Raw genomic sequence first — 21,434 nt, 5'->3', positions numbered from 1 at the left:
CGGTCGCGCGAGGTTCCGGCCTTCCGTCCTGCCAACCGGCCGCGCCAGTCGACGCAGGAAATTCAGGCCCGCCCCGCCTCCGCAGCGCCCGACGCCGACGATGCCATCGCCACGCGCTGCGTCAGCGTGAGCATCGCGCCAGCAAGCAACGCCACCGCAACGACAATCAAACCGGCGTTCGTGCTGTGCGTCACGTCCTTCATCCAGCCGATGACCGAGGGGCTGACGAAGCCCGCGAGATTGCCGATCGAATTGATCATCGCGATGCCGGCGGCGGCGGCCGTGCCGCTCAGCACGCTGCCCGGATACGTCCAGAACACCGGCATCGACGAGAGCACGCCCGCGGTGCCGAGCGAGAGCGTCACCATGACCAGCACGAGATTGCCCGTGTAGAGCGTGCTCGCATAGAGCCCGACGGCGGCCGCGACGCAGGCCAGCGCGAGATGCCAGCGGCGTTCGTTGCGGCGGTCCGAGCTGCGCGCCACCGCGATCATGGCCACGATGGCGACCGCATAGGGAATCGCGGTCAGCAAGCCGACGTCGAGCGTGTCCTTGACGCCCGCGGCCTTGATCAGCGTGGGCAGAAAGAAGCTCACGCCGTAGAGACCCATCATGCAGCAGAAGTAGATTGCCGCGAGCCGCCAGACCCGGCCATTGGACACGACGCCCTTCAACGAATGCTCCGTGCCCGCATGCCCGTCACGTGCGATGTTGGCTTCGAGCAGCGACTTTTGCCGCTCATCGAGCCACGAGGCCGCGCGAATGCCATTCGGGAGTACGAACAATGTGACGATGCCGAGCACGAGCGACGGAATCGCTTCGAGCAGAAACAGCCATTGCCAGTTCGACCAGCCGTGAACGCCGTTGAAGGCTTCCATGATCCAGCCCGAGAGCGGGCCGCCGAGCACGCCCGCCACGGGAATGCCGATCATGAAGAGCGCGTTCATGCGGCCGCGACGCGTCGACGGATACCAGTACGTGAGGTAGAGCACGATGCCCGGAAAGAACCCCGCCTCCGCGACGCCGAGCAAAAAGCGCATCGCGTAGAACATGCCCGGCGTCTTGACGAACAGCGATACCGCCGACACCACCGCCCACGTCACCATGATGCGGCTGATCCAGACGCGCGCGCCCACGCGGTCCATCAGGATATTGCTCGGCACCTCGAAGAGGAAATAGCCGATGAAGAAGATCCCCGCGCCCAGCCCGTAGACCGATTCGCTGAACTTCAGGTCGCTCAGCATCTGCAGCTTGGCGAACCCCACGTTGACGCGATCCAGATAGGCCGCGACATAGCAGATGAAGAGGAACGGCAGCAGGCGCCAGGTCACCTTCGCGTAGGTCGCGGCCTCGAATTCGGCGGTGGGAGCGGGGTGGCGTCTGAGGTCGGCGGACGGCTGTACCGATACGCCGGGCGGGTTGCGCGGATTCATCGCGAGTCTCCTGATTCGTGTGCAGCTTCTGGCCGCAACTGGGTTTGCTAGCGCGCATTGTTCCGCGCCGCCAGGAGACTGTCGAGACGCAACGGCACTGGTCCTACCAGTTTTTTATGTCGTGCCAGCCGCACGATTTCGGGAGACGCAACTGCGGCAAGGCCGCCGGGCTTCCGGCGCGCCTGGGTTGCGGGGCGCGGTTCGCGTCAGCGCCAGCCTTCGAGGCGCAGCGTCGCGCGCACCAGACGCTGCTCCTCCGCCTCGATTTCTCTCATGCACGCCATCGTGGTCGCGATATGCGTGCTTGCCGCCTTGCGCGCCTGCTCGGGCTGCCTCGCGAGCACGGCCTTGTAGAGACGCGCATGCTGGCGGTCGATGACGCGCTTTTCCGACTCCCGGTGGTAGAGGTTGTTGACCGAGGCGAACACCGAGCTCAGCAGCAAATCAGTCAGCGAGCTCAGCGTATGGACGAGCACCGGATTATGCGACGCTTCGCAGATCGCCAGATGGAAAGCGTAGTCGAGCCGCGCGCGCGTCGACTCGCCCACTTCGCTCGCGTTCGCGGCGAGCATCTCCTCGTAGCGGCGCGTGATCAGCGCGAAATCGGCCTGCGTGCCGCGCAGCGCAGCGAGGCGCGCCGATTCGGACTCGAGCATTGCGCGCACTTCGAAGATGTCGAACAGCGTTCTGGGCTGCGAGCCCAGCAGATGCATCATCGGCGTGAGGGCCGGTTGCGTGGTCAGCAGCGCCACGAACGATCCGCGTCCGTGCTCGGTTTCAATGATGCCGCGCGCGCGCAACACCTTCAGTCCTTCGCGCACCGCGGAGCGCGACGCCCCCAGCTTGACCATCAGGCGCCGCTCGGACGGCAACACCTGCCCCGGCTTCAGCACGCCATCGACGATCAGGCCCTCCAGGCGCCGGGCGACCACGTCGGCGATCTGCGCCCCGCCCTCATCGTGGTCCTCTTCGTCTTTTTCCATGGCTTTTCTCGCTGGCCCGGCCGCTTGCCCCAGGAATGATCCTGCCGCGATGCTAGCACTTTCGTACCGCGCCTCATGTCTAATCGGTGATCGCTCGGGCGGCGGCTCTTTCAGTCCTTCACTGCCTCCCGATAGGACGCGAACTTCGAGGTGTGCCCGATTCCGGGGTTGAAGCAATTGCACGGGTCGAGGCTTTGATAGTGATCGCGTAGCGCCTGTTTCGCGTAGTACAGATGGCCGACGTTGTGCTCAGCCGGGTATTCGGCCCCTCGCCGGTCGAGCAGCTTCCACATCTTGTGTTCGAGCGCCATGCAGTCGTTGCCCTTCTTCACGATGTAGTCCTGATGAAACACATGGCAGAGAAAGTGACCGTAATAAAGCTTCAAAATGATCGGCGACTCGATTTCCGACGGTAGTGTCTCCAGCCAGTTCCGCTCGTTGCGCGGCAACGCAATGTCGAGCGCGAGAATGTTTTCGACCGTGCGCGTGTGCACGGCACGATAGCGGTTGGCGGCGCCCGCCGCCGCGAAGCGATGCAGGAAGGCCTTCGTGCCCTCCTCGGGCGTGCACTCAAAAAAGTTTCCGCTCGCCCGCGCGAAGTAGCGCCCCAGAAAGGCACGCGCCTCGTCCGCGCCTTCCGCGCTGACCTTCAGCAGCAAGTGATGCTCGAACTTCTGGTGGAAGTCGCGCATGCGCGCCGGCAGGTGCTTCGGGAACAGATGGCTCAGTCCCTGCATGACCCGGTCGGTCAGATTCGACGGCAGAAACGGCATGCGCTCGAAAAACGCGTCGCAACGCGCTTTCAGCGCGAACAGCGCCGGTAGCCGCGAAGTGCCGAGATACTGGATCATCAGGAAGGTGTCCTTACCATATTTTTCGGCGACCTCGAACGCGTCGCGGTGCAGATACTCACCCGAGATCGGCAGGTGCCTGAACTTGCCGAGCACCTCGCGGCGGATATCGGTCAGCTCGTCGGCATGATTGGTGCCGATATAGAAGACCTGTGCGTTCTTTTCCATCGGAAACGTATCGAGACGCACCGCGAACACCATGACCTTGCCCGCCGATCCCGACGCTTCGTAGAGCCGATTCGGATCTGCATTGAAGCGCGCGGGCGTGGGCTCGTCGATCTTGCGCACGTGTTCGACGTAGTGCTCGTCATGGCCCGCGCCGGCGCCGCGCACCACGTCCTTGTCGGAGAAGCGGCCATCGTCGAGGCGGCCTAGCACGTCCTCCTCCGAGCCGTCGAGGCCCAGGCCGAGGTGATTCACGAGGCGCAGATCGCCCGCGTCATCCACGCGCGCGAAAACCGCCATCTGCGTGTACGCGGGGCCGCGCTGCACGAGCGCGCCGCCCGAGTTGTTGCAGATGCCGCCGAATACCGATGCGCCAATGCAGCTCGAACCGATGACCGAGTGAGGCTCGCGGCCGATCGGGCGCAGTGCCTGCTCGAGCTGGTCGAGCGTCGCGCCGGGCAGGCAGATGACCTGCTTGCCGCCGTCGATCAGATAGATCTTTTTCATGCGCGAGGTGCTGACGATGACGATGTCACGGTCGTAATCGTCGCCATCGGGCGTCGATCCGCCGGTCAGCCCCGTATTGGACGCCTGCGTGAGCACGATGACGTTCGCGTCGACGCAGGCCTTGAGCACGCGCCACTGCTCGACCAGCGAGCCGGGGCGCACGACGGCGAGCGCCCGCCCCGTGCCGAAGCGAAAGCCCGTCCGGTAGCGGCGGGTCTCGCTTTCGTCGGTCAGCACGTAGCGCTTCCCGACGACCGCCTCCAGGTCGGAGACGAGACGGCTGGCGTCGGCGCCGGATTTCAGGGAGGCGGCGGACGCCCATTCAGGAACGGCAAGCATGGAAGACTCCTCAGGCCGAAAGTGGCGAACCGGCGCCGCGTGGGTGGCGCCCGGTGACATGGCCATCAGGTTAAAAGACCGTTGCGATTCGATCCAATACTTCGTGATTGCGTCTTCAAGACGAAATTCATATGGCAAACGCCGCTTCGAGACTATGCTTACGGCTGCGCCCGATGCCCGATACCGGATTTGGGCGAGCAAGGAGGACAGGACCATGGAGTTTCGCCAGCTACGGTATTTTCTGGCCGTCGCCGAACACCTTCACTTCACTATCGCCGCCGAACGGCTCGGCATCGCCCAGCCGCCGCTGAGCCAGCAGATCATCAAGCTCGAACGGGAGCTTGGAACGAAGCTCTTCATGCGCTATCCGCGGCGGGTCGAGCTGACCGAAGCCGGGGCGATTTTCAAGGAACGCGCGCAGCGCGTGCTCGACGAGGCCAACGACGCCGTGGAGCACGTCAGGAAAGCGGCGCGCGGCGAAAGCGGCCATCTGTCGATCGGCTTTGCGGGCTCCACAGTTTTCCACTCGTCGGTTGCGGCGTCGCTGCGCAAGTTCCGCCAGCGCTATCCCGGCGTGCTCGTCAAGACCGAGGAGAGCAACAGCACGGCGCTGCTGGAGAAGGTCAGGGAAGGCAAGGTGGACTGCGCGATGATCCGCTTGCCGCTGAACTGCGGGGAACTGCTGACGGAGCCCCTCGCGGAGGAGGAGATGATTGCGGTTCTGCCGACCGGTCACCGGCTCGGGAAAATGCGCAGCGTGGATCTCGCCCGGCTTTCCGGCGACGCGTTCATTTTGTTTCCGCGCTCGATCGGCCCCGACCTTTACGACTCGATCACGAGCGCCTGCCGCTCAGCGGGTTTTTCCCCGCATGTGGAGATGGAATCCCCGCAGCTCTCGTCGACGATCAATATGGTCGCGGCGGGCTTCGGCGTCACGCTGATTCCGGCGTCGATCCGGCAGATTCACGCCACGGGCGTCACCTACCACAAGATCAAGGACCCCAATCTGCGGACCACGATCGCGCTGGTGTTCAGGCCGAGAGAAAAGTCCGTGACGGTGCGCAATTTTGTCGAGGTGCTGCGCGCGGTGGCGCGCAAACCGGCCCCGCCGCTCACTTCCCGCCCGTGACATCGAGAAACGTGCCGGTGATGAACGAAGCCTCGGCGCTCGCCAGCCACAGGATCGCCCGCGCGACCTCTTCGGGTTGACCGCCTCGTCCCATGGGGATCGAGTCCTTGACGCGGTCCACGCGCCCCGGCTCTGCGCCGCTCGCGTGCATTTCCGTATAGATATGCCCGGGGCGAATGCAGTTCACGCGTATGCCGTCGCGCGCGACTTCCCTGGCGAAGCCGGTCGTGAAGGTCTCGATGGCGCCCTTCGATGCGGCGTAGTCGACATATTCGTTCGGACTGCCAAGCCTCGCCGATGCCGACGAGATGTTGACCACGACCCCGCCTCGCCCACCGTAACGATGCGACATCCGCTTCACCGCCTGCTGCGCGCAGAGGATAGGCCCTATCGCGTTGACCGCGAAGATGCGCTGCATCCGCTCGAATCCGAGATCCTCCAGCCGGGACTGCTGCGCAATGATCGCGGCGTTATTGACCAGCACGTCGATGCGGCCGAACTCACGGTCGATCGCGGCGAATAGCTGGGCGACCTGCTCCGGATCCGCGCTGTCCGCGCGCATGGCCAGCGCCCGACGCCCGGCCGCTTCCACATCGGCCGCCACCGCGAGGGCGGCGGACTCGCTGGAGACGAAGCTGATCGCCACGTCGTAGCCTCGTTCGGCCGCAAGCCGCGCCGTCGCCGCGCCTACGCCACGGCCGCCACCCGTTATCAGCATCAACGGGGCCTGTGCAACGGTATTCATCGAGCGATCCTCCTCGTGACGGCGTGAAATGCGTCCCCAGCAAACTCACGCCACGCGCAGATGCGGACGCAGCGCGAGCGCGAGCGGGAAGATGGCCAGCGCCGTGGCCGCCGTCGTAATCGTGGCGCCGTGCACACCGATCCGGTCGCCCAGAAAACCATAAGCGATTGGAGCGAGCGCCCCCGAGGCGATGGCGCCGGTATAAAAGAGCGCAAACGCGCGCTCGGTGCGCTCGACCGAGGTGAGCTCGGGCACCGTTCCGTAAAGCACGGACGATGTGCCGTTGAGCATCACGCCCAGCACCGGCAGCAAGACCATCGCGGGCGCGAGCGGCAGGTAGATCACGGCAAGGATCAACGCGGCCGTGCCGCCCTCGGTGGCGAGCACCGTTCCGATCACGCCCACGCGCGCGCCGAGCCAGCCACAGACGAACTTGCCCGCAGCGCCGCCAATGAAGACGAGCGCGAGCGCCGTACCCATCATCGGTTGCGAGATACCCTTCGCTTTGAGCAGAAAGGGCAGGAAGGTCAACAGCCCCATCCGCACGGCCGTGTCGAGCATGCCGATCGTGAACAGCAGCGAGAAGCCCGTGCGCGAACCGTTGCTGCCCTGGCTCGGCGCTTCCTCGATGGAAGACTCGCCTCTTGGCACCGGCGGGAGAAAAAGTGCAATCACCGCCGCGACCAGAACGCCGATGGTCGACATGGCCCAAAGCGCATGGCGCCACGGCATGAGGGTAATGAGCAACGAGATTGCCGCCGGCAGCGCGGATTTTCCGAGGTCGCCCGAAAAGTTATAGATGCTGAGCGGGCCGCGAGCGTTGCGTCCATAGACGCGCGAGACGGCGCCTGAAGCGAGCGGATGCTGCGTGCTCGAACCGCTTGCTGAGATAGCGAGCGCGACGCACAAGCCCAGCAGCGTTCCCGACATGCCCGCGAAGGCATAGCCGAGCGCGGCCAGCAGCGTGCCGAACGCAAGCGTCGCGCGCGTGCCGAACCTGCGCGCGAGGCGTCCGGCCGGTAGTTGCAGCGCCGCCATCGTGCCCGCGTAGATGCCGCGCAACATGGCCAGGGCGCCGTAATGGAGTCCGAAGTCCGCCTGCCAGACCGGCAGCAGGGCGTAGATCATGTCGGTGTAGCCGTCGTGCAGCGCGTGCGCCGCGCACGAGAGCCACAAGACGCGCGTGCGTGAAACCGAAGCCGGGCGGCCGGGGCCGTCGGCGAGGCCCGTCGTTGGAGAGGAGAACGAGAAAAGTCGCATGGTTCAACCGGATCGCCCAAGCGCAGGCCCAGGCGGCAGGCGGCTCGAACGTTTGTTGCAGGACACCGATAGTCTAGGTTCGTCCAGACCCTGCTACAACTGACGTAAAATTGAGTCAGCCGGGAGAAAAAGTCACCTCAAGGTCACCTCATGGGCACAGGCAAATCCACCAGTCGATCCACCAGCAAACCCACCGGCAAGCACCCGGGAAAAGACGCGGAAAAGCTCCCCCCGTTGAATGCGTTGCGGCACTTCGAGGCGGTCGCGCGGCTCGGGAGTTTCGCGGCTGCGGCGAGCGACCTGCATGTCACGCACTGGGCGGTCGGCAAACAGATCCGCTTGCTGGAAGACTGGTTCGGCGTGCCGCTCTTCGAGCGCCGCTCGCGCGGCGTCGTTCCCACCGACGAAGGCGCGGCCCTGCTCAACGACGTCACCGGGGCGTTTGCGCGGCTGAGCAGCTCGGTCACCCGGCTGCGCCACGAATCCATTACGCGCCGGATCACCGGCGTCGTGCGCGTGAATGCGCTGGCGAGCTTCGCGTTGTGCTGGCTCATACCGCGCCTCGCCGATTTCCAGGCCCGCTACCCCGACATCGACGTGCGGCTCTCCACCACCTCGCGCCGGTTGCGCTATGTCGGCGATGCCTTCGACGTGGGCGTGCGCTCGGGTCCCGAGGACGCCGCGGGCCTCGTATCGACGACGCTGATGCCCGACCTGCGCCTGCCCGCCTGCAGCCCGGCGACACTGCTGAGCCACCCGATCCGCACGGTCGCCGATCTACGCCATCACACGCTGCTGCACTCGTCGAGCACTCGCACCGCGTGGTCCGACTGGCTAGGGCAAGCCGGCGCGCCGGGCCTGCAGGGCGCCCGCCATCTGGACTTCGATCATGTCTTTCTCCAGCTGGGCGCGGCGTCCGAAGGCCTCGGCGTGACGCTGGCGTCGCTGCCGCTCATCGAGCGCGAGATCGCGACCGGGCGTCTCGTGTGCCCGATCTCCGAGCCGGTATGGCGCGGCCCCGATTACACGCTGGTCGTGAACACCGAACGCGCCGACGACGACGCGGTCATCGCATTCAAAAGCTGGATCGCGGCGGCAGCAGCGCAAAATCCGGCAGAGCCGGCGCGCGGCGAACCTGCGCAAAAAGCGCGGCGAACCGCGCCGCGCACGCAACGATCGCGGCGCTAGTAGCGCGAAGATGCCGATCCGGGACCGATGCGGGACTGAACGGCCGCTCAAATATCGGCGCGCAGGTACGTCTCGATCACGCTGCTATCCCCGCACCGGCGCAGCAGGTCACGCAGTTCGTTGATGACCGGAAAGACCTCGTGATTCCAGTCGGCGCCCTGCTGGTCGTGCGCCGCCTGCTCCATCTCGACGATCTCGCGATCCTCCCTGAAAATGCGCTCCGTGAACCAGACCAGCAGCGGCCACGCGGCATCGAGCAGAAACGGCACCGCGGGCCGGCGCACCGAAAGCACGCCGAACGTGCGGTTGGTGCGCTGAGCGCGATCGAGCGGCACATACGCGATCCACAGGTCCATGACCAGCGCCTGGTCGCGCGAGCGGATCTGCAGCGTCTGCCACGGATATTGCGTGCGCACGGTCATGACGCTGTGGCCACTCTGCGCGCCCGCCCGACTGCCCCCGCCGAACACGAGCGCCTCGCCCGCCGGTTGCCGGCCGGCCATCCGCACGAAGGTGTAATCGACTTCGATCCAGTTCTCGCCGCGGCGGCGGCCCAGCGAGCGCGCCTGCATCTGCCCCATCTGCCGGCGGTGCAAAAACTGGTGGTTCATGTCCATCAGGTTCTCGTGCATGAACGAGTAGTGGCAGCGCACCTCGCGGCCGAAGCGTCGCGTCCGGTAGGCCTTGTCCTCAGCGCTGGCGAGCGCCGGGACGGGGCGCTCATCGGCGAGCGACGCATCGCCGGGAAACACGAAGATCAGGCCATGCGCCTCGCGGCACGGATACGCGCGCACGCCATTGGGCAGCCGCTCCCGGCCGAGATACGGGATGTCGACACACCGGCCGCTGCAGTCGTAGGTCCAGCCGTGGTAGCAGCAACGGATCGACTCGCCCTCCACCACGCCGGCGTGCAAGGGCACCTGACGATGCGCGCAACGGTCTTCGAGCGCGAACACGCTGCCGGATGCGGTGCGCACGAGCACGATCGGCTCGCCCGCGAAACGCACGCCATGGGCCTTGCCCCGCTGGACCTCCTTCGACCAGGCAAGCGGATACCAGTGGTCGGGATGAATCGGCACGCGACGCAGATCGCGCACCGGCGACTCGCTTGCACGGCTATCGGGGAACGGCGTGGTGGACATGTATCAGGTCTCCTTATCAATGACATCGGCCTTCCCGGCTTCAGGTCGTGAGCCGGCGGTAGGCATTCAGATGGCGCACGAGGCCCTGCGGATCGCCGCGTTTTTCCAGCAGCATCGCCAGATTGTGGTGGGCATCGGCATACGAGGGGTCGAGTTCGAGGCAACGCTGATAGCTGCGCTCGGCATCCTCGAACCGGCCCAGCTCCTCGAAGGCAATCGCGCGATTGAAGTGCAGCACGGCATCTTTGGGGAAGTGGGACAAGGCTTCGTCGAAGACGCGCAGCGCGTCTTCACATCGCGCCTCCATTTCGCAGAGCAGCGCGCCCAGGTCCACGTACGCGGCATAGAACGGCTGCGGCGAGAGCTCGATCGCCTTTTTATAGGCCCGTTCCGCGCCGCCCGCATCCGACGTTCTGAGCTGCTCGCCCAGGTCGTACCATTCTTCGGCCTCACGCGCGAGGTTCTTGCGGGTGGGTTGCGTGTCGAGGAACACGACGTCGCCCTTGATCTCGGCGACCTCGAAATCGAGCAGCAGTTGCCCTGTCACCGCGTCCCATTGCGCGGGCCCGGTTCGCACCGCCACGTCATTGCCGACCGCCGAGACGCGAATGCCCGATAGCGGCAATTCGTCGGGCAAGGACTCGCTCAGCCGTGCGAGCGCCGCGACGATCTTGCGCGGCGCAATCCGCGCAGCGCGCAACTGCAGGGCGGTACGCAGCAGCACGACATCCTGGAACGTGAAGCGGTATGCATTGCGCGGGCCGCGCGACGGCGTCACGAATCCCGCCGCGACCAGACCGGCAATCATGCTGCGAGAAACGCCCAGGATGGCTTGCAACTCGCGCATCGACATCTCGCGCGCGGTAACCTGCGGCGTCACTTGCGGGCCCGGACCTTGGCAGGCGCTTCAGCGGGCGCCTTGGCCGCGCGCGCAGGCGGCTTGCGCGTCTTCGGCGCCGCGGGCGCTTCCTCGGCCTGCGCGGTGCGCTCCGCGCTCTTGCGCTTCGGCGCCGCAGCGGGCTTCGCCGTCTCGCGCCCCTTCAGGCTGGCGCGCAAGGCGTCCATCAGATCGATGACCTGCCCCTTGCCGCGCGTCGATTCCACGGCCTCCTGAGTCAGGACCTGCTTGCCTTCGATCTTCTCGTCGATGGCGGCCAGGATGCGCTTCTTCTCTTCGTCTTCATAGGCGGCCGGATCGTAACTGTCTTCGGCCGCCTGATCGATAATCTGCAATGCTAACTTTAATTCGGAATCGGACACCTCGACGCGCTCGACATGCAGGTCGCTCAGCGAGCGAACCTCGTCCGCATAAAGCAGTTGCTGGAACACGAGCCCATCTTCTTCGGGGCGCACCTGCACGATGCGCGTCTTGCCCTTGAACGCCCATTTGGCCAATGCGCAGCGGCCGCTTTGCGCGAGCGCCTGTTGCAACAAGCTGTACGGCTTGCCGCCGCGTTTGTCGGGCGCAATGTAATAGGCCCGGTCGTAGAACACGGGATTGACGGCCTTCTCGGGAATGAACGCCACGATCTCGACCACGTGACTGGCGGCATCTTCGAGCGCCTTGAGCTCGTCGCTCGTGAAGACCACGAAGCGGTCCTTTTCGAACTCGTAGCCCTTGTTCATCGACGAGCGCTCGACCACGGCGCCCGTTTTCTCGGAGATGTACTGCTGCTTCACGCGCGAGCCGTCCGGAGCGAGCATATGAAACCGGACCTCGGACGAACTCTCCGTGGCCGTGTAGAGCTTCACGGGGATGGAAACGAGCCCGAAGGACAGTGACAACGAAGCAATGGAGCGGGCAGGCATGGACTTCTCCTCGCGGATTTGCGCGTTCATCGCGTCGTTCGCGCAAGATACGTGCCGCCGCCGGCGATGCAGATTTTCATTGTAGGCGCTTTATCGCCGAAGCCAACGACTGGGCCGCCGACCCGTACTCCGCCCAGGGGTCCTGCGACTGGAAGCTCAGGTACTCGCGCGCCGTCTGCACGGTCCACTGCGCCCCGCTCTTGATGTCGCCCAGTTGCTCCCAGGCCACCGGCATGGAGACACCCATCCCGGGCCGCGCCCGCGCCGAAAATGCCGTGGCGGTCGTCTGCCCCATGCCGTTTCGCAGGAAGTCGACATAGACCTTGCCGACGCGGTTCGACGCGCCCGAGGTCGCCGAAAAACGCTCCGGTATCGTCTTCGCGAGGTGGCGCACGAAGGCCTGCGAGAAGGCCTTGACCGCTTCGTAGCCGAGCCGCGGCGCGAGCGGCACCACGACGTGCAGCCCCTTCCCGCCGCTCGTTTTCAGCCAGGCCTCGAGCCCCAGCTCCGAGAGCAGCGTTTGCACGAGCAGCGCCGCTTCCTGAACATGCCCCCATTTCACGCCCTCGCCGGGATCGAGGTCGAAGACGACGCGGTCGGGCTTGTCGAGCCGGCGCACCGTGGAGTTCCAGGTGTGAAACTCGACGGCGTTCAGTTGCGCCGCCGAGAGCAGCGCCTCTTCGCTGTCCACCGTCAGCAAGGGCGGGTGTTCCGGCCACAGGTCCGGGTCGTGGACCGTGAGGCCCGGCATGCCGGTTCCCCCGGCGTGCTTCTGGAAAAACAGCGTCCCGGCGATGCCGGCAGGCGCGCGAACCAGCGCCACGGGCCGGTCCTTCAAGTGGGGCAGCATCCACTTCGCCACGCTCGCGTAGTAGTGGACGAGGTCGGCCTTCGTGACGCCGGTCGAGGGGTCGACGACGCGCTCGGGGTGCGTGATTTTCAGTTGTGGCGGCGGGCTCGCGGCCGGCGTCTTGCCGCCCTCGCGGACGACCTTGCGCGCGGGCTTGTCAAGGCGCAGGCCCTGAAACGAGGCCTGCCGCACGAGGCCATCGGCGGTCCAGTCGGCGAACTCGACTTCCGCGACCCGCTCGGGGCGAACCCAGCGCTCGCTGCCGGCCGCGCGCCGCGCCCATCGGCGCCGTTTGGCGGCGGCCACGTCGAACGGCGCCGCGTCGATCTCGAGCGGCGTGAGCTGCGCCCAGAGCTTGCGTGCGGTCTTCGCATCCCAGCCGGTGCCGACGCTGCCCGCGTCGTGAAGCTGATCGCCCACGTAGTAGCCGAGCAGCAGGCTGCCGATTTCGCCGTCCTTGCCGCCTCGCGCGGTGAAGCCGCAGATGATGAGCTCCTGCCGCAAGCGGCATTTCGCCTTCAGCCAGGTCTGCGTCTCTCCCGATTCATAGCGCGCGTCGCGACGCTTGAGCATGAGGCCTTCGAGCCCCAACGCCGCCGCCGCGGCGAACACCTCGGCGGGCGGCGCCGGGAAATCCTGGCTGTAGCGGATCCGCTCGCCGCCGTTTTCGAGCAGCGGCGCGAGCAGCGCGCGCCTCGCCCACAGGGGCACGTTCCTGAGGTCCTTGCCGTCGAAGTACGGCATGTCGAACACGAAGAAGACGATCTCGCGATTTTCCGGGCTCGCAGCGCGGTCCAGTGCGTCCTGCAGCGCGCCGAAATCCGGAATGCCGTCCTTGAGCACGACGATTTCGCCGTCCAGCCATGCACAGGAGACGGGAAGTTTTTTAACGTCCGCGGCGAGACTCGCGAGCGTCTTCGTCCAGTCGTGGCCGCCGCTGGTGAAGAGCCGCACGCGGCCCTTGTCGATGCGGGCCAGCATGCGGTAGCCGTCGAGCTTGGCCTCGGTGATCCAGTCGCCGCTCGTTGGCAGGGACGACACGAGGGTCGCGCGCTGCGGTTCGAGCTTCGCGGGCAGCGCCGCGGTCACGGCTGCGGACATTGCTGCGGACAGGTCAATCTCAGCGGTCTTCGAATCCACGCTTTGCGCGGACGCCGCCGTCCGCGGTTCGCGTTCTTCAACAGGCCCGAGCGGATCCGTAACGACGCTGTCCGGAAGCGCCTTGATGACGTCGTATTCCTGCAATGGCCGGGCCCATTCGTCGCGCTTCTTGAACAGCATCCACGCGTCCTGCGCGTCGTCGGGCTTCGCGGTGCGCACGAGCTCCCACAGACCCGCGAGCTTTTCTCCATGCAGGCGGAAAACGAGCTTGCCCGCTTTCATGCCCTCGCGCGGGTCGCCGACCGGCTCCCACGTCCCGCGGTCCCACACCATCACGTCGCCGGCGCCATATTGCCTCTGAGGAATCGCGCCCTCGAAGCCCGCATATTCGACGGGATGGTCCTCGACGTGAACGGCGAGCCGCTTTTGCTTCGGGTCGTAGCAGGGGCCTTTGGGTACGGCCCACGAGAGCAGAACCCCGTCGAGCTCGAGCCGAAAGTCGTAGTGCAAGCGCCTCGCCCAGTGTTTCTGGACGACGAAGCTCATCGGCTGCTCGCCCGAAGACGCGAGCGGAGCCGATGGCGCCGGTTCGGGCGTGATCAGGAAGTCCCGCTTCTTGCGATAGCGGGACAGGGGCGGCGATGTCCGGTCGGGGGCTGAGGCCATGACGATAGTCTAGAAAGAATTCTCGTCATGGGATTCGCAAGCGGGGGGCCTGGTCTCGCTGGTGGTTATGCGCTCAGTGCAAAACGCGTGGCGCCGCTGAACGGCGCCAGCCATGGCACCGCACGATCGGTATAGATTTCCGTTTGAGGCGGCCGCAAGCCCTCCAGGTTATCGAGCGTGCCGGCCTTCACGAGAACCTTGCCTGGCAGCAGCGCCACCTTCGTCATGACCGGCGAGCCGCAGCGCCCGCAGAAATGGCGGTATGAGGGCTCTCCGCTATCGCCCCTGTCCTCGTAGATCGTCGTCTCGCCCTCTTGCTCGTAGTGGGCTTCGTCTACAAAGAGGTTGAAGGAAAACAGGCTCCCTCCTGCCTTCTGGCAGTGCGTGCAATGGCATATTGCACTCGCCTCAGGTTCGCCCTTGATCGTGTAACGCACGGCGCCGCACAGGCAGCCGCCTTTTCGATTCTGCATGATTTGATGACTCGGCTAAAGTATCCAGCTAAAGATTGCATCCAGCGGTAAAACTCAGAACAAATGGTTTATACCGATCTGGACACCGGTTTGATTTTCGTTGCCCGGCGACGAAAAATCGTAGGTATTCACCGTGAAGCCGCTGCCGCCGTTTATTCGAAGGGTGCTGCAAAAGGCATATAGCGACGTACGCTTCGAAAGGTTGTAGAACGCTCCCACGGTGAACCACGTCGGATGCCCTTGCTCATCATGGGTCTGGTAGTGGTTGACCTCCGCCACGAGACTGAGAAACGGTGAGATCTGTTGCGAAAGTCCTCCGCCATAGACATTACCGGCTGGGGAGAAGTGCAAATCTCCGCTCACGTTCGTGAACCACGCATAGGCCGTGGTAGAAGCAATGCGATAGCGGGCAGCAAGGCTTACCCGTCTATCGACGAGCCCAGATTCGTCGAGCGCGGGCGTCGTGGTCATACTGCCGCGCGTTTCCTCATACACCGCTCGAGTCCCCAACGTGTCGTTGTGATATTCGACAGCACCGCTGACAAACCGGCCCGCTCGTGAATTACCGGGAATTTCCTGGCCGAACCCATACATCAACGCCGCGTCCAGGCCACGCCATTCAGGCGTTTCATACTTGATGGCGTTGTTCTGGCCCAGGCTGGCGAGCGGAATATCGTTCGTGGACATACTCGAGAATTGCGCGAGATAAGTCGGATCGTAAAGTATCGAACGCTCGAACAGCAGGCTCCGCTGCCGACCCAACGTGAGCTTGCCGTACGGAGAATCCATGCCGACGTAGGCATAACGGTCGAAGGGCGTATTGGCCACGATATTGCTTCCGTTAGCGATGTTGAATCCGCCCTCCAGCTTGAATATCGCCTTGTATCCGGAGCCAAGATCCTCCTCGCCAGTCAGACCGAACCGCGTCGGCGACGCATTTCCGGACTGCAAGCCAAAAACGGAATTTCCCTTTGAATTCGCCTTGGTCAGATATTGCGCGCCAAGGTCAAGATCTCCATATAAGGTTAAAGACGATTGTGCCGATGCCGTTGACGCAACAAGCCATAAACATGTTGCAGACAAACCAGTCAAAAAACGCCGTGAGACCATCTCCTTGAAGCTCTTCTCCACGCAATCCTCCTGTCCCGCTTTCGATTTATAGATTCTCAATTTGCCGCCCCGCCGCTTGCGCGCATGGCGTCAATCACCGGCGTTTTGTGCTGCGCGCAAGCTGATCGCCCGTTTCGGCCTGACCAGGAACACGAGAAACGCGGGAGCGAGCGTGATCAAGCCCTGGAACAGCCACGCTGAATCGAAACCCCAGTGACTCGCAATCCGGGTGAACAGCGGCGCGACGGTCGCGCCGCCAACGGCCGCGATGCTCAGCATGAGACCCACGGCCGTAGGGACATCGGAGATCGAAAACCCGCTGTTGCGTTCTCCGGGGATGGAGACCCACGGCACAAACGCCGCCAGTTCCGCCGCCCCGATGACGGCCGCCGTGATCTCGACGCCCAGCAGACCGAGATGCGGCATCAGAAAGAACATGGCGGCTTCGATCACGCAGGCGGCAAAGAACGTGGGGAGCACGCCGAAAACGCGATCCGCGAGCCAGCCGCCGATAAAGCCTCCCACCACGCCACTGAGCAACAAAATGACGCTGATTCGTTCGGCGACCGCACTGTCGGTATTCAGGATCGCCTGTGCGTAATGCGGCAATAATTGCGCGGCACTGAAAAAGCTGCCGTAAGCGCCGGCCAGTGCAATGCCCATGATCCAGAGAGACGGACTGCCAAAGACGCGGCGCAGCGAGTTCTTGTCGAGGTGCCCGCCTTCAACAACTTCGTCGTTACCGCTGGGCGGCGCGGGAAAGAAAATCATCAGGAAAACCAGCGTCGCGAGGCCCACGGCAGCGCCGATCAGCAATCCCTCTCGCCAACCGAACGATGCGATGACCGCCGCCCAGCCATAGAGCCCGATGGCGGCGCCGAGGGTGAAGGCGGCACCCTGGATCGCTCCGTTCGCCATGCCAAGCTCTTTACCGCGAAACCAGGCGGCGGTCAGCCCCACCGAGCTGCCGATGTAGACGGAGCCCCCGATCCCGCATAACAGCCGACCGGCCAGAAGAGCTTCATAGGATGGCGCCCAGGCCGTGACTGCGGCTCCAATCGTCTCCACGGCGATCCCGAAGAGCATCGCGACCCGCATGCCGTAACGTTCCGCGATCCAGCCGCCCGGAATATGCATCACCCCATAACCGGCAATGAACGTGCCTACGATAATGCCGACATCGGCAAAAGAGATCTTCATTTCATTCACGATCCCGCCGAAGGCGGGGACAACACAGAACCAGTTAAGCGTGAATTGCAGGTATGAAATGAAGATGATGGCTAAAGCTACCCAGCGATTTTTCATTGGACTCCTCACGATCTATTATGGATTTCGCCAACGCTTTCATCGATCAAGTATTTCGCGTGATTGCACCATTCCGCCGCGGCACCTCGCGGGAGAGAGGCGCCCCGGTCATTGATCCGGTGTCAGCACGACCTTGAAGCGCGCCTTGCCGCTCATCATCCGGTCGTAGGCCTCCGCGGCTCGGGACAGCGGGTATTCTTCGATCATGGGCTTGACGCCGGACAACGCGCTGAACGCGAGCGTTTCCTGCGATTGCGCCGCTGTACCGGAAGGCCAGCCCGCAACCGAATTCCGGCCCATGATGAATTGCGTCGCCGATACTTCGACCGGCTCCTCCGTCCATCCGACCAGGATCATCTTGCCGTTCATGCCGAGACCGCCGATTGCAGCGCTCATGGCCTTGCCGCTGTTCGCCGTCGCCAGAATGAGGCGCGCACCGCCGTGTGCCTGCAGCGCTTCGGCGACATGCTGCGATTCGCTGTCCATGTAGCGATGGGCGCCGAGTTGCATCGCCAGTGCCGCCCGATCCGCTCCCCGATCGATGGCCACCGTCATGAAGCCCATCTTGCGGGCGAACTGCAAGCCGAGATGGCCGAGACCGCCGACGCCCAGGATTGCCACCGTTTCACCCGCGCGCGCACCGCTGTTGCGCAACGCGTTGAAGGTCGTCAGCCCCGCGCAAAGCAGCGGTGCGGCATCCACGTCGGCGAGCTCGTCGGGCACGCGCGCCAGCGCTTCCTGGGGCGCCACCATGTATTGCGCGTAACCGCCGTCATAGCTGAGGCCGGGCACACGCAGGTTCTCGCAGCGAACGAAGTCGCCGTGCCGGCAGTTGTCGCAGCGGCCGCAATGTCCGCCGTGCCAGCCCACCCCAACGCGCTGCCCGACGCGCCACCCGTCCACCCGCTCGCCGAGCGTGTCGATCACGCCCGCGATCTCATGCCCCGGCACGCGCGGAAACTGAAGGCCGGGCCACGAACCCTCCATCGTGTGCGTGTCGCTGTGGCAGATCCCGCAGGCCTGCACCTTGATCAGCACATGCCCTTCGGGGGGCTCCGGCACGTCTCGCTCGACGAGCGTCAGCGGACCGCCCGCTCTCGCGACTTCCGCTACCTGCATCTTTCGCATCATCTCCTCCATGTATTTTTCAGGATTGCCAATGGCCTGCTGGATCTCAGACTGCGTCGGCGACCCTGACCAGCTTGCGATTGAGAAACTCGCCGATGCCCAGTTCCGACAGTTCGCGCCCGAACCCGGCATTCTTGACACCGCCGAAAGGCAGTCCCGGCGAGTCGACGAAACAGGAGTTGATGTACACCATGCCGGACTCGATGCGCGAGGCAACCTGCTTTGCGTGCTCGATATCGGCGTCGAAGACATAGCCGCCAAGACCATACCTCGTGGCATTGGCCAGCTCGATCGCCTCTTCCTCGCTATCCACGACATAAAAAGAAAGCACCGGGCCGAATGCCTCTTGCTGATAGAGCGGGTTGTCCTCGGCGATGTCCGTGAAGATCGTGGGTTCGAGATAGAAGCCGGGACGATCCACGCGTTTGCCGCCACAAACCAGTCGCGCGCCGGCAGCCTTCGCATCCGCGATCTGCTTGAGCAATCCCTCCAGCGCGCGCTCGCTGACGAGCGGGCCGAGCACGGTCGCCTCGTCAGTGGGGTCGCCCACCTTGATTGCCTCGAACCGCTGTTTCAGCGCAGCCAGCATCTGCGCGCCGCGCTCCTTGCCGACCACGATGACGCGCTTGATGTTGACGCAGCCCTGCCCCGAGTTGAACGTGCGGCCCATCACGCATTGCTCGACCGCGTGCTCGAGCGGCGCGCCTTCGAGGATGAGGGCCGGGTCGCTGCCGCCCAGCTCCAGAATCACTTTCTTGAGGTTGCGGCCCGCTCGTTCGGCCACCGACATCCCCGCTCGCTCACTGCCCGTTAGCGCGACGCCGCGCACGCGGAAGTCGTCGATCAGGCTGGCGATCTGCTCGATACTGCAGAACAGATTGGTGTAGACGCCCTCCGGCGCCCCGGCTTCCTCGAACAGCCGCGCGAAGGCAAGCGCGCACTGCGGCACGCTTTCCGCATGCTTCATCAGCACCACGTTGCCCGCAATGAGCTGAGGCGCAGCAACACGGGCCAACTGGTAATACGGGAAATTCCACGGCTCGATCGCCAGAACGACGCCGATGGGCTCCGACACCAGCGTGGCGCCCGGCTCGCCGGGCAACGATTGCGCGGCGAGCAGCCGTTCTCCGTGCGTTGCGTAGTAGTCCAATATATCGGCGACGAGATCGATTTCCATGTAGCTGAAGCGCACGACCTTGCCCATTTCCAGCGTCGGATACTTCGCGTATTCGTCGCGTTTCTCGCGCAGGATCTGAGCCGCGCGCGCGACGATCCGGGCCCGCTCGGCAACCGGCCGGAACTTCCAGTCCTCCCGATAGCGCTTGTCCGCCGTCGCCAACGCCGCGAACACTTCCGCATCTGTTTGAAGCGGAAACTCCTTGATCAATTCACCCGTCGCGGGATTGATAGTGCGAAAACTCATGATCGACTCCTTGTTATTGATCCGTGAAAAGGGAATTCGGCTTCGGGTTCATGCACGCGCGTCGAGTTCGGCGACCAGCGAGGGCACACAATCGAACAGATCGCCCACCAGGCCATAGTCGGCGACGCTGAATATCGGCGCCTCCTCGTCCTTGTTGATCGCGACGATGACCTTCGAGTCCTTCATGCCCGCGAGGTGCTGGATCGCCCCCGAGATGCCGACCGCGATGTAGAGCTGCGGCGCGACGATCTTGCCGGTCTGACCGACCTGATAATCGTTCGGTGCATAGCCCGCATCGACAGCCGCGCGCGATGCGCCCATCGCCGCGCCGAGTTGGTCGGCCAACGGTTCGAGCACTTCGCGGTAATGCTCGCCGCTGCCGAGCCCGCGGCCGCCCGACACGACCACGCGGGCCGACGTCAATTCCGGACGGTCCTGCCGCATCACTTCGCGACTCACGAATTGCGAAGTCCCCGCATGGGCCGCCACCGCGATCTCTTCGACCGGCGCGCTGCCGCCCTCGGCTACGGCCGGATCGAAGGCCGTCGCGCGAACCGTGACGACTTTCACCGGATCGCGCGACTCCACCCGTGCAATCGCATTACCGGCATAAATCGGCCGCTCGAACGTGTTGCCGGACACGACCGCGATGATGTCGCTGATCTGCGCGACGTCGAGCCGGGCCGCAATGCGCGGCGCGATGTTCTTGCCATAGGCGCTGGCCGGCGCGAGGATGTGCGAATAGCCCTCCGCGATGTTCAGCACCGTCGCTTCAATGTTTTCCGCGAGACCATCGGCCAGTTGCGGCGCGTCGGCGAGCAGCACCTTGCTGACGCCCGCGATCCTCGCGGCCACTTCCGCCGCGGCCCGTACGCGGTGCCCGGCAACCAGCACGTGAACCGGCTGATGCGTCAAGGTGGCGATAACGGCCGCGGCCCCAATCGTATTCAACGTTGCCGCCTTCAGCGACGCGCCCGCTGCCAGGGACGCGTCGCTCGGGACGTCATGTTCGGCAATGACCAGAATCGGCATTTCATTCATCTCCGCTTGTTCAGGTTTCAAAGCACTCTGGCTTCGGTCTTCAGCTTCTCGACCAGCGTTGCCGCGTCCGCCACCTTCACGCCAGCGGCGCGCTTCGGCGGCTCGCTGACGATTAGCGTCGTCAGACGCGGCGTGACGTCGACGCCCAGCGCTTCGGGGCTCACGGCTTCCAGTGGCTTCTTCTTTGCCTTCATGATGTTCGGCAGCGTCACATAGCGCGGCTCGTTCAGGCGCAGATCCGTCGTCACCACGGCCGGCAGCACGAGCGACAGCGTTTGCGCGCCGCCGTCCACCTCGCGCGCAACGATGGCCTTGCCATCGGCGATGACGAGCTTCGAAGCAAACGTCGCTTGCGGCAGGCCCGCCAGCGCGGCCAGCATCTGGCCAGTCTGGTTCGAATCGTCGTCGATCGCCTGCTTGCCCAGCACGATCAACTGTGGCTGCTCCCTGTCGACCACGGCCTTGAGCAGTTTCGCCACGGCCAGCGGCTGCAACGCTTCGTCCGACTCGATCAGGATCGCGCGGTCCGCGCCCATCGCGAGCGCCGTGCGCAGCGTTTCCTCGCATTGCCTGATGCCCGCCGATACGACGATCACCTCCGTCGCCACCCCGGCTTCCTTGAGGCGCACGGCCTCCTCCACGGCGATCTCGTCGAACGGGTTCATCGACATCTTCACGTTCGCAAGGTCGACGCCCGTCTTGTCCCGCTTCACGCCGACCTTGACATTGGCATCCGCTACTCGCTTTACTGAAACCAGCACCTTCACTTCGTTCTCCTTCGAATCG

At 64.6% G+C, this 21,434-nt stretch carries 18 protein-coding genes; 2 read left to right on the top strand and 16 right to left on the bottom strand.

Annotated elements, in window-relative coordinates:
* Positions 1–62 precede the first annotated feature (62 nt).
* From U5775_RS24600 to dld, 3 genes are all read right to left on the bottom strand, one after another.
* The gene (locus U5775_RS24600) at positions 63–1,433 is read right to left on the bottom strand and encodes an MFS transporter (protein ID WP_322060701.1); all 1,371 of its coding nucleotides are present in this window, start codon (positions 1,431–1,433) and stop codon (positions 63–65) included.
* A 206-nt stretch (positions 1,434–1,639) separates the two neighbouring features.
* The gene (gene glcC / locus U5775_RS24595; protein WP_322060700.1) at positions 1,640–2,416 is read right to left on the bottom strand and encodes a transcriptional regulator GlcC; all 777 of its coding nucleotides are present in this window, start codon (positions 2,414–2,416) and stop codon (positions 1,640–1,642) included.
* Between the two features lie 110 nt (positions 2,417–2,526).
* Positions 2,527–4,278, bottom strand: a complete 1,752-nt coding sequence (dld, locus tag U5775_RS24590; RefSeq protein WP_322060699.1) for a D-lactate dehydrogenase — start codon at positions 4,276–4,278, stop codon at positions 2,527–2,529.
* 214 nt (positions 4,279–4,492) lie between these two features.
* Here dld and U5775_RS24585 point away from each other — a divergent pair, with 214 nt between their 5' ends.
* Positions 4,493–5,407: a LysR family transcriptional regulator gene (locus tag U5775_RS24585; protein ID WP_322060698.1), complete on the top strand. Its 915-nt coding sequence runs from the start codon at positions 4,493–4,495 to the stop codon at positions 5,405–5,407.
* Here the strand turns inward: U5775_RS24585 and U5775_RS24580 are convergent.
* Both U5775_RS24580 and U5775_RS24575 read right to left on the bottom strand, forming a co-directional pair.
* The gene (locus U5775_RS24580; protein WP_322060697.1) at positions 5,391–6,152 is read right to left on the bottom strand and encodes an SDR family oxidoreductase; all 762 of its coding nucleotides are present in this window, start codon (positions 6,150–6,152) and stop codon (positions 5,391–5,393) included. The two genes, U5775_RS24585 and U5775_RS24580, sit on opposite strands and share 17 nt — an antisense overlap.
* 45 nt (positions 6,153–6,197) lie before the next feature.
* Positions 6,198–7,412, bottom strand: coding sequence for an MFS transporter (locus tag U5775_RS24575; protein WP_322060696.1), 1,215 nt, complete (start codon positions 7,410–7,412; stop codon positions 6,198–6,200).
* A gap of 150 nt (positions 7,413–7,562) precedes the next feature.
* Between U5775_RS24575 and U5775_RS24570 the strand changes: the two genes are divergently transcribed.
* Positions 7,563–8,600, top strand: coding sequence for a LysR substrate-binding domain-containing protein (locus tag U5775_RS24570; protein WP_322060695.1), 1,038 nt, complete (start codon positions 7,563–7,565; stop codon positions 8,598–8,600).
* A 47-nt stretch (positions 8,601–8,647) separates the two neighbouring features.
* On the opposite strand, the gene U5775_RS24565 is transcribed toward U5775_RS24570, so the two are convergent.
* From U5775_RS24565 to U5775_RS24515, 11 genes are all read right to left on the bottom strand, one after another.
* Entirely contained in the window at positions 8,648–9,742 is a 1,095-nt protein-coding gene (locus U5775_RS24565; RefSeq protein ID WP_322060694.1) for an aromatic ring-hydroxylating dioxygenase subunit alpha, read from the bottom strand.
* 40 nt (positions 9,743–9,782) lie between these two features.
* On the bottom strand, positions 9,783–10,589 hold the full coding sequence (locus U5775_RS24560; protein ID WP_322060693.1) for a tetratricopeptide repeat protein: 807 nt from the start codon (positions 10,587–10,589) through the stop codon (positions 9,783–9,785).
* A gap of 29 nt (positions 10,590–10,618) precedes the next feature.
* Entirely contained in the window at positions 10,619–11,551 is a 933-nt protein-coding gene (locus U5775_RS24555; RefSeq protein WP_322060692.1) for a Ku protein, read from the bottom strand.
* 76 nt (positions 11,552–11,627) lie between these two features.
* Positions 11,628–14,168 (bottom strand): DNA ligase D, encoded by a 2,541-nt coding sequence (gene ligD, locus U5775_RS24550; protein WP_322060691.1) that lies wholly within the window; start codon positions 14,166–14,168, stop codon positions 11,628–11,630.
* Between the two features lie 65 nt (positions 14,169–14,233).
* A complete protein-coding gene (locus U5775_RS24545) occupies positions 14,234–14,641 on the bottom strand; it encodes a GFA family protein (RefSeq protein ID WP_322060690.1) in 408 nt (135 codons plus the stop codon).
* Positions 14,642–14,695: 54 nt separating this feature from the next.
* Complete coding sequence (locus tag U5775_RS24540; protein WP_322060689.1) at positions 14,696–15,772, bottom strand: porin; 1,077 nt, start codon at positions 15,770–15,772, stop codon at positions 14,696–14,698.
* 69 nt (positions 15,773–15,841) lie between these two features.
* Positions 15,842–17,056, bottom strand: coding sequence for an MFS transporter (locus U5775_RS24535; RefSeq protein ID WP_322060688.1), 1,215 nt, complete (start codon positions 17,054–17,056; stop codon positions 15,842–15,844).
* Positions 17,057–17,164: 108 nt separating this feature from the next.
* Positions 17,165–18,184: an alcohol dehydrogenase gene (locus U5775_RS24530; RefSeq protein WP_322060715.1), complete on the bottom strand. Its 1,020-nt coding sequence runs from the start codon at positions 18,182–18,184 to the stop codon at positions 17,165–17,167.
* A gap of 46 nt (positions 18,185–18,230) precedes the next feature.
* Positions 18,231–19,607, bottom strand: a complete 1,377-nt coding sequence (locus U5775_RS24525; RefSeq protein ID WP_322060687.1) for an NAD-dependent succinate-semialdehyde dehydrogenase — start codon at positions 19,605–19,607, stop codon at positions 18,231–18,233.
* 48 nt (positions 19,608–19,655) lie between these two features.
* Entirely contained in the window at positions 19,656–20,639 is a 984-nt protein-coding gene (locus U5775_RS24520; protein ID WP_322060686.1) for an electron transfer flavoprotein subunit alpha/FixB family protein, read from the bottom strand.
* Between the two features lie 26 nt (positions 20,640–20,665).
* Positions 20,666–21,415, bottom strand: coding sequence for an electron transfer flavoprotein subunit beta/FixA family protein (locus tag U5775_RS24515; protein ID WP_322060685.1), 750 nt, complete (start codon positions 21,413–21,415; stop codon positions 20,666–20,668).
* Positions 21,416–21,434 lie beyond the last annotated feature (19 nt).

The sequence above is a fragment of the Paraburkholderia sp. J63 genome, assembly GCF_905220245.1.
Classification (GTDB): domain Bacteria; phylum Pseudomonadota; class Gammaproteobacteria; order Burkholderiales; family Burkholderiaceae; genus Paraburkholderia.
Note: the sequence above shows the minus strand (reverse complement) of the source record. Positions and strands in the feature narration are given on the sequence as shown.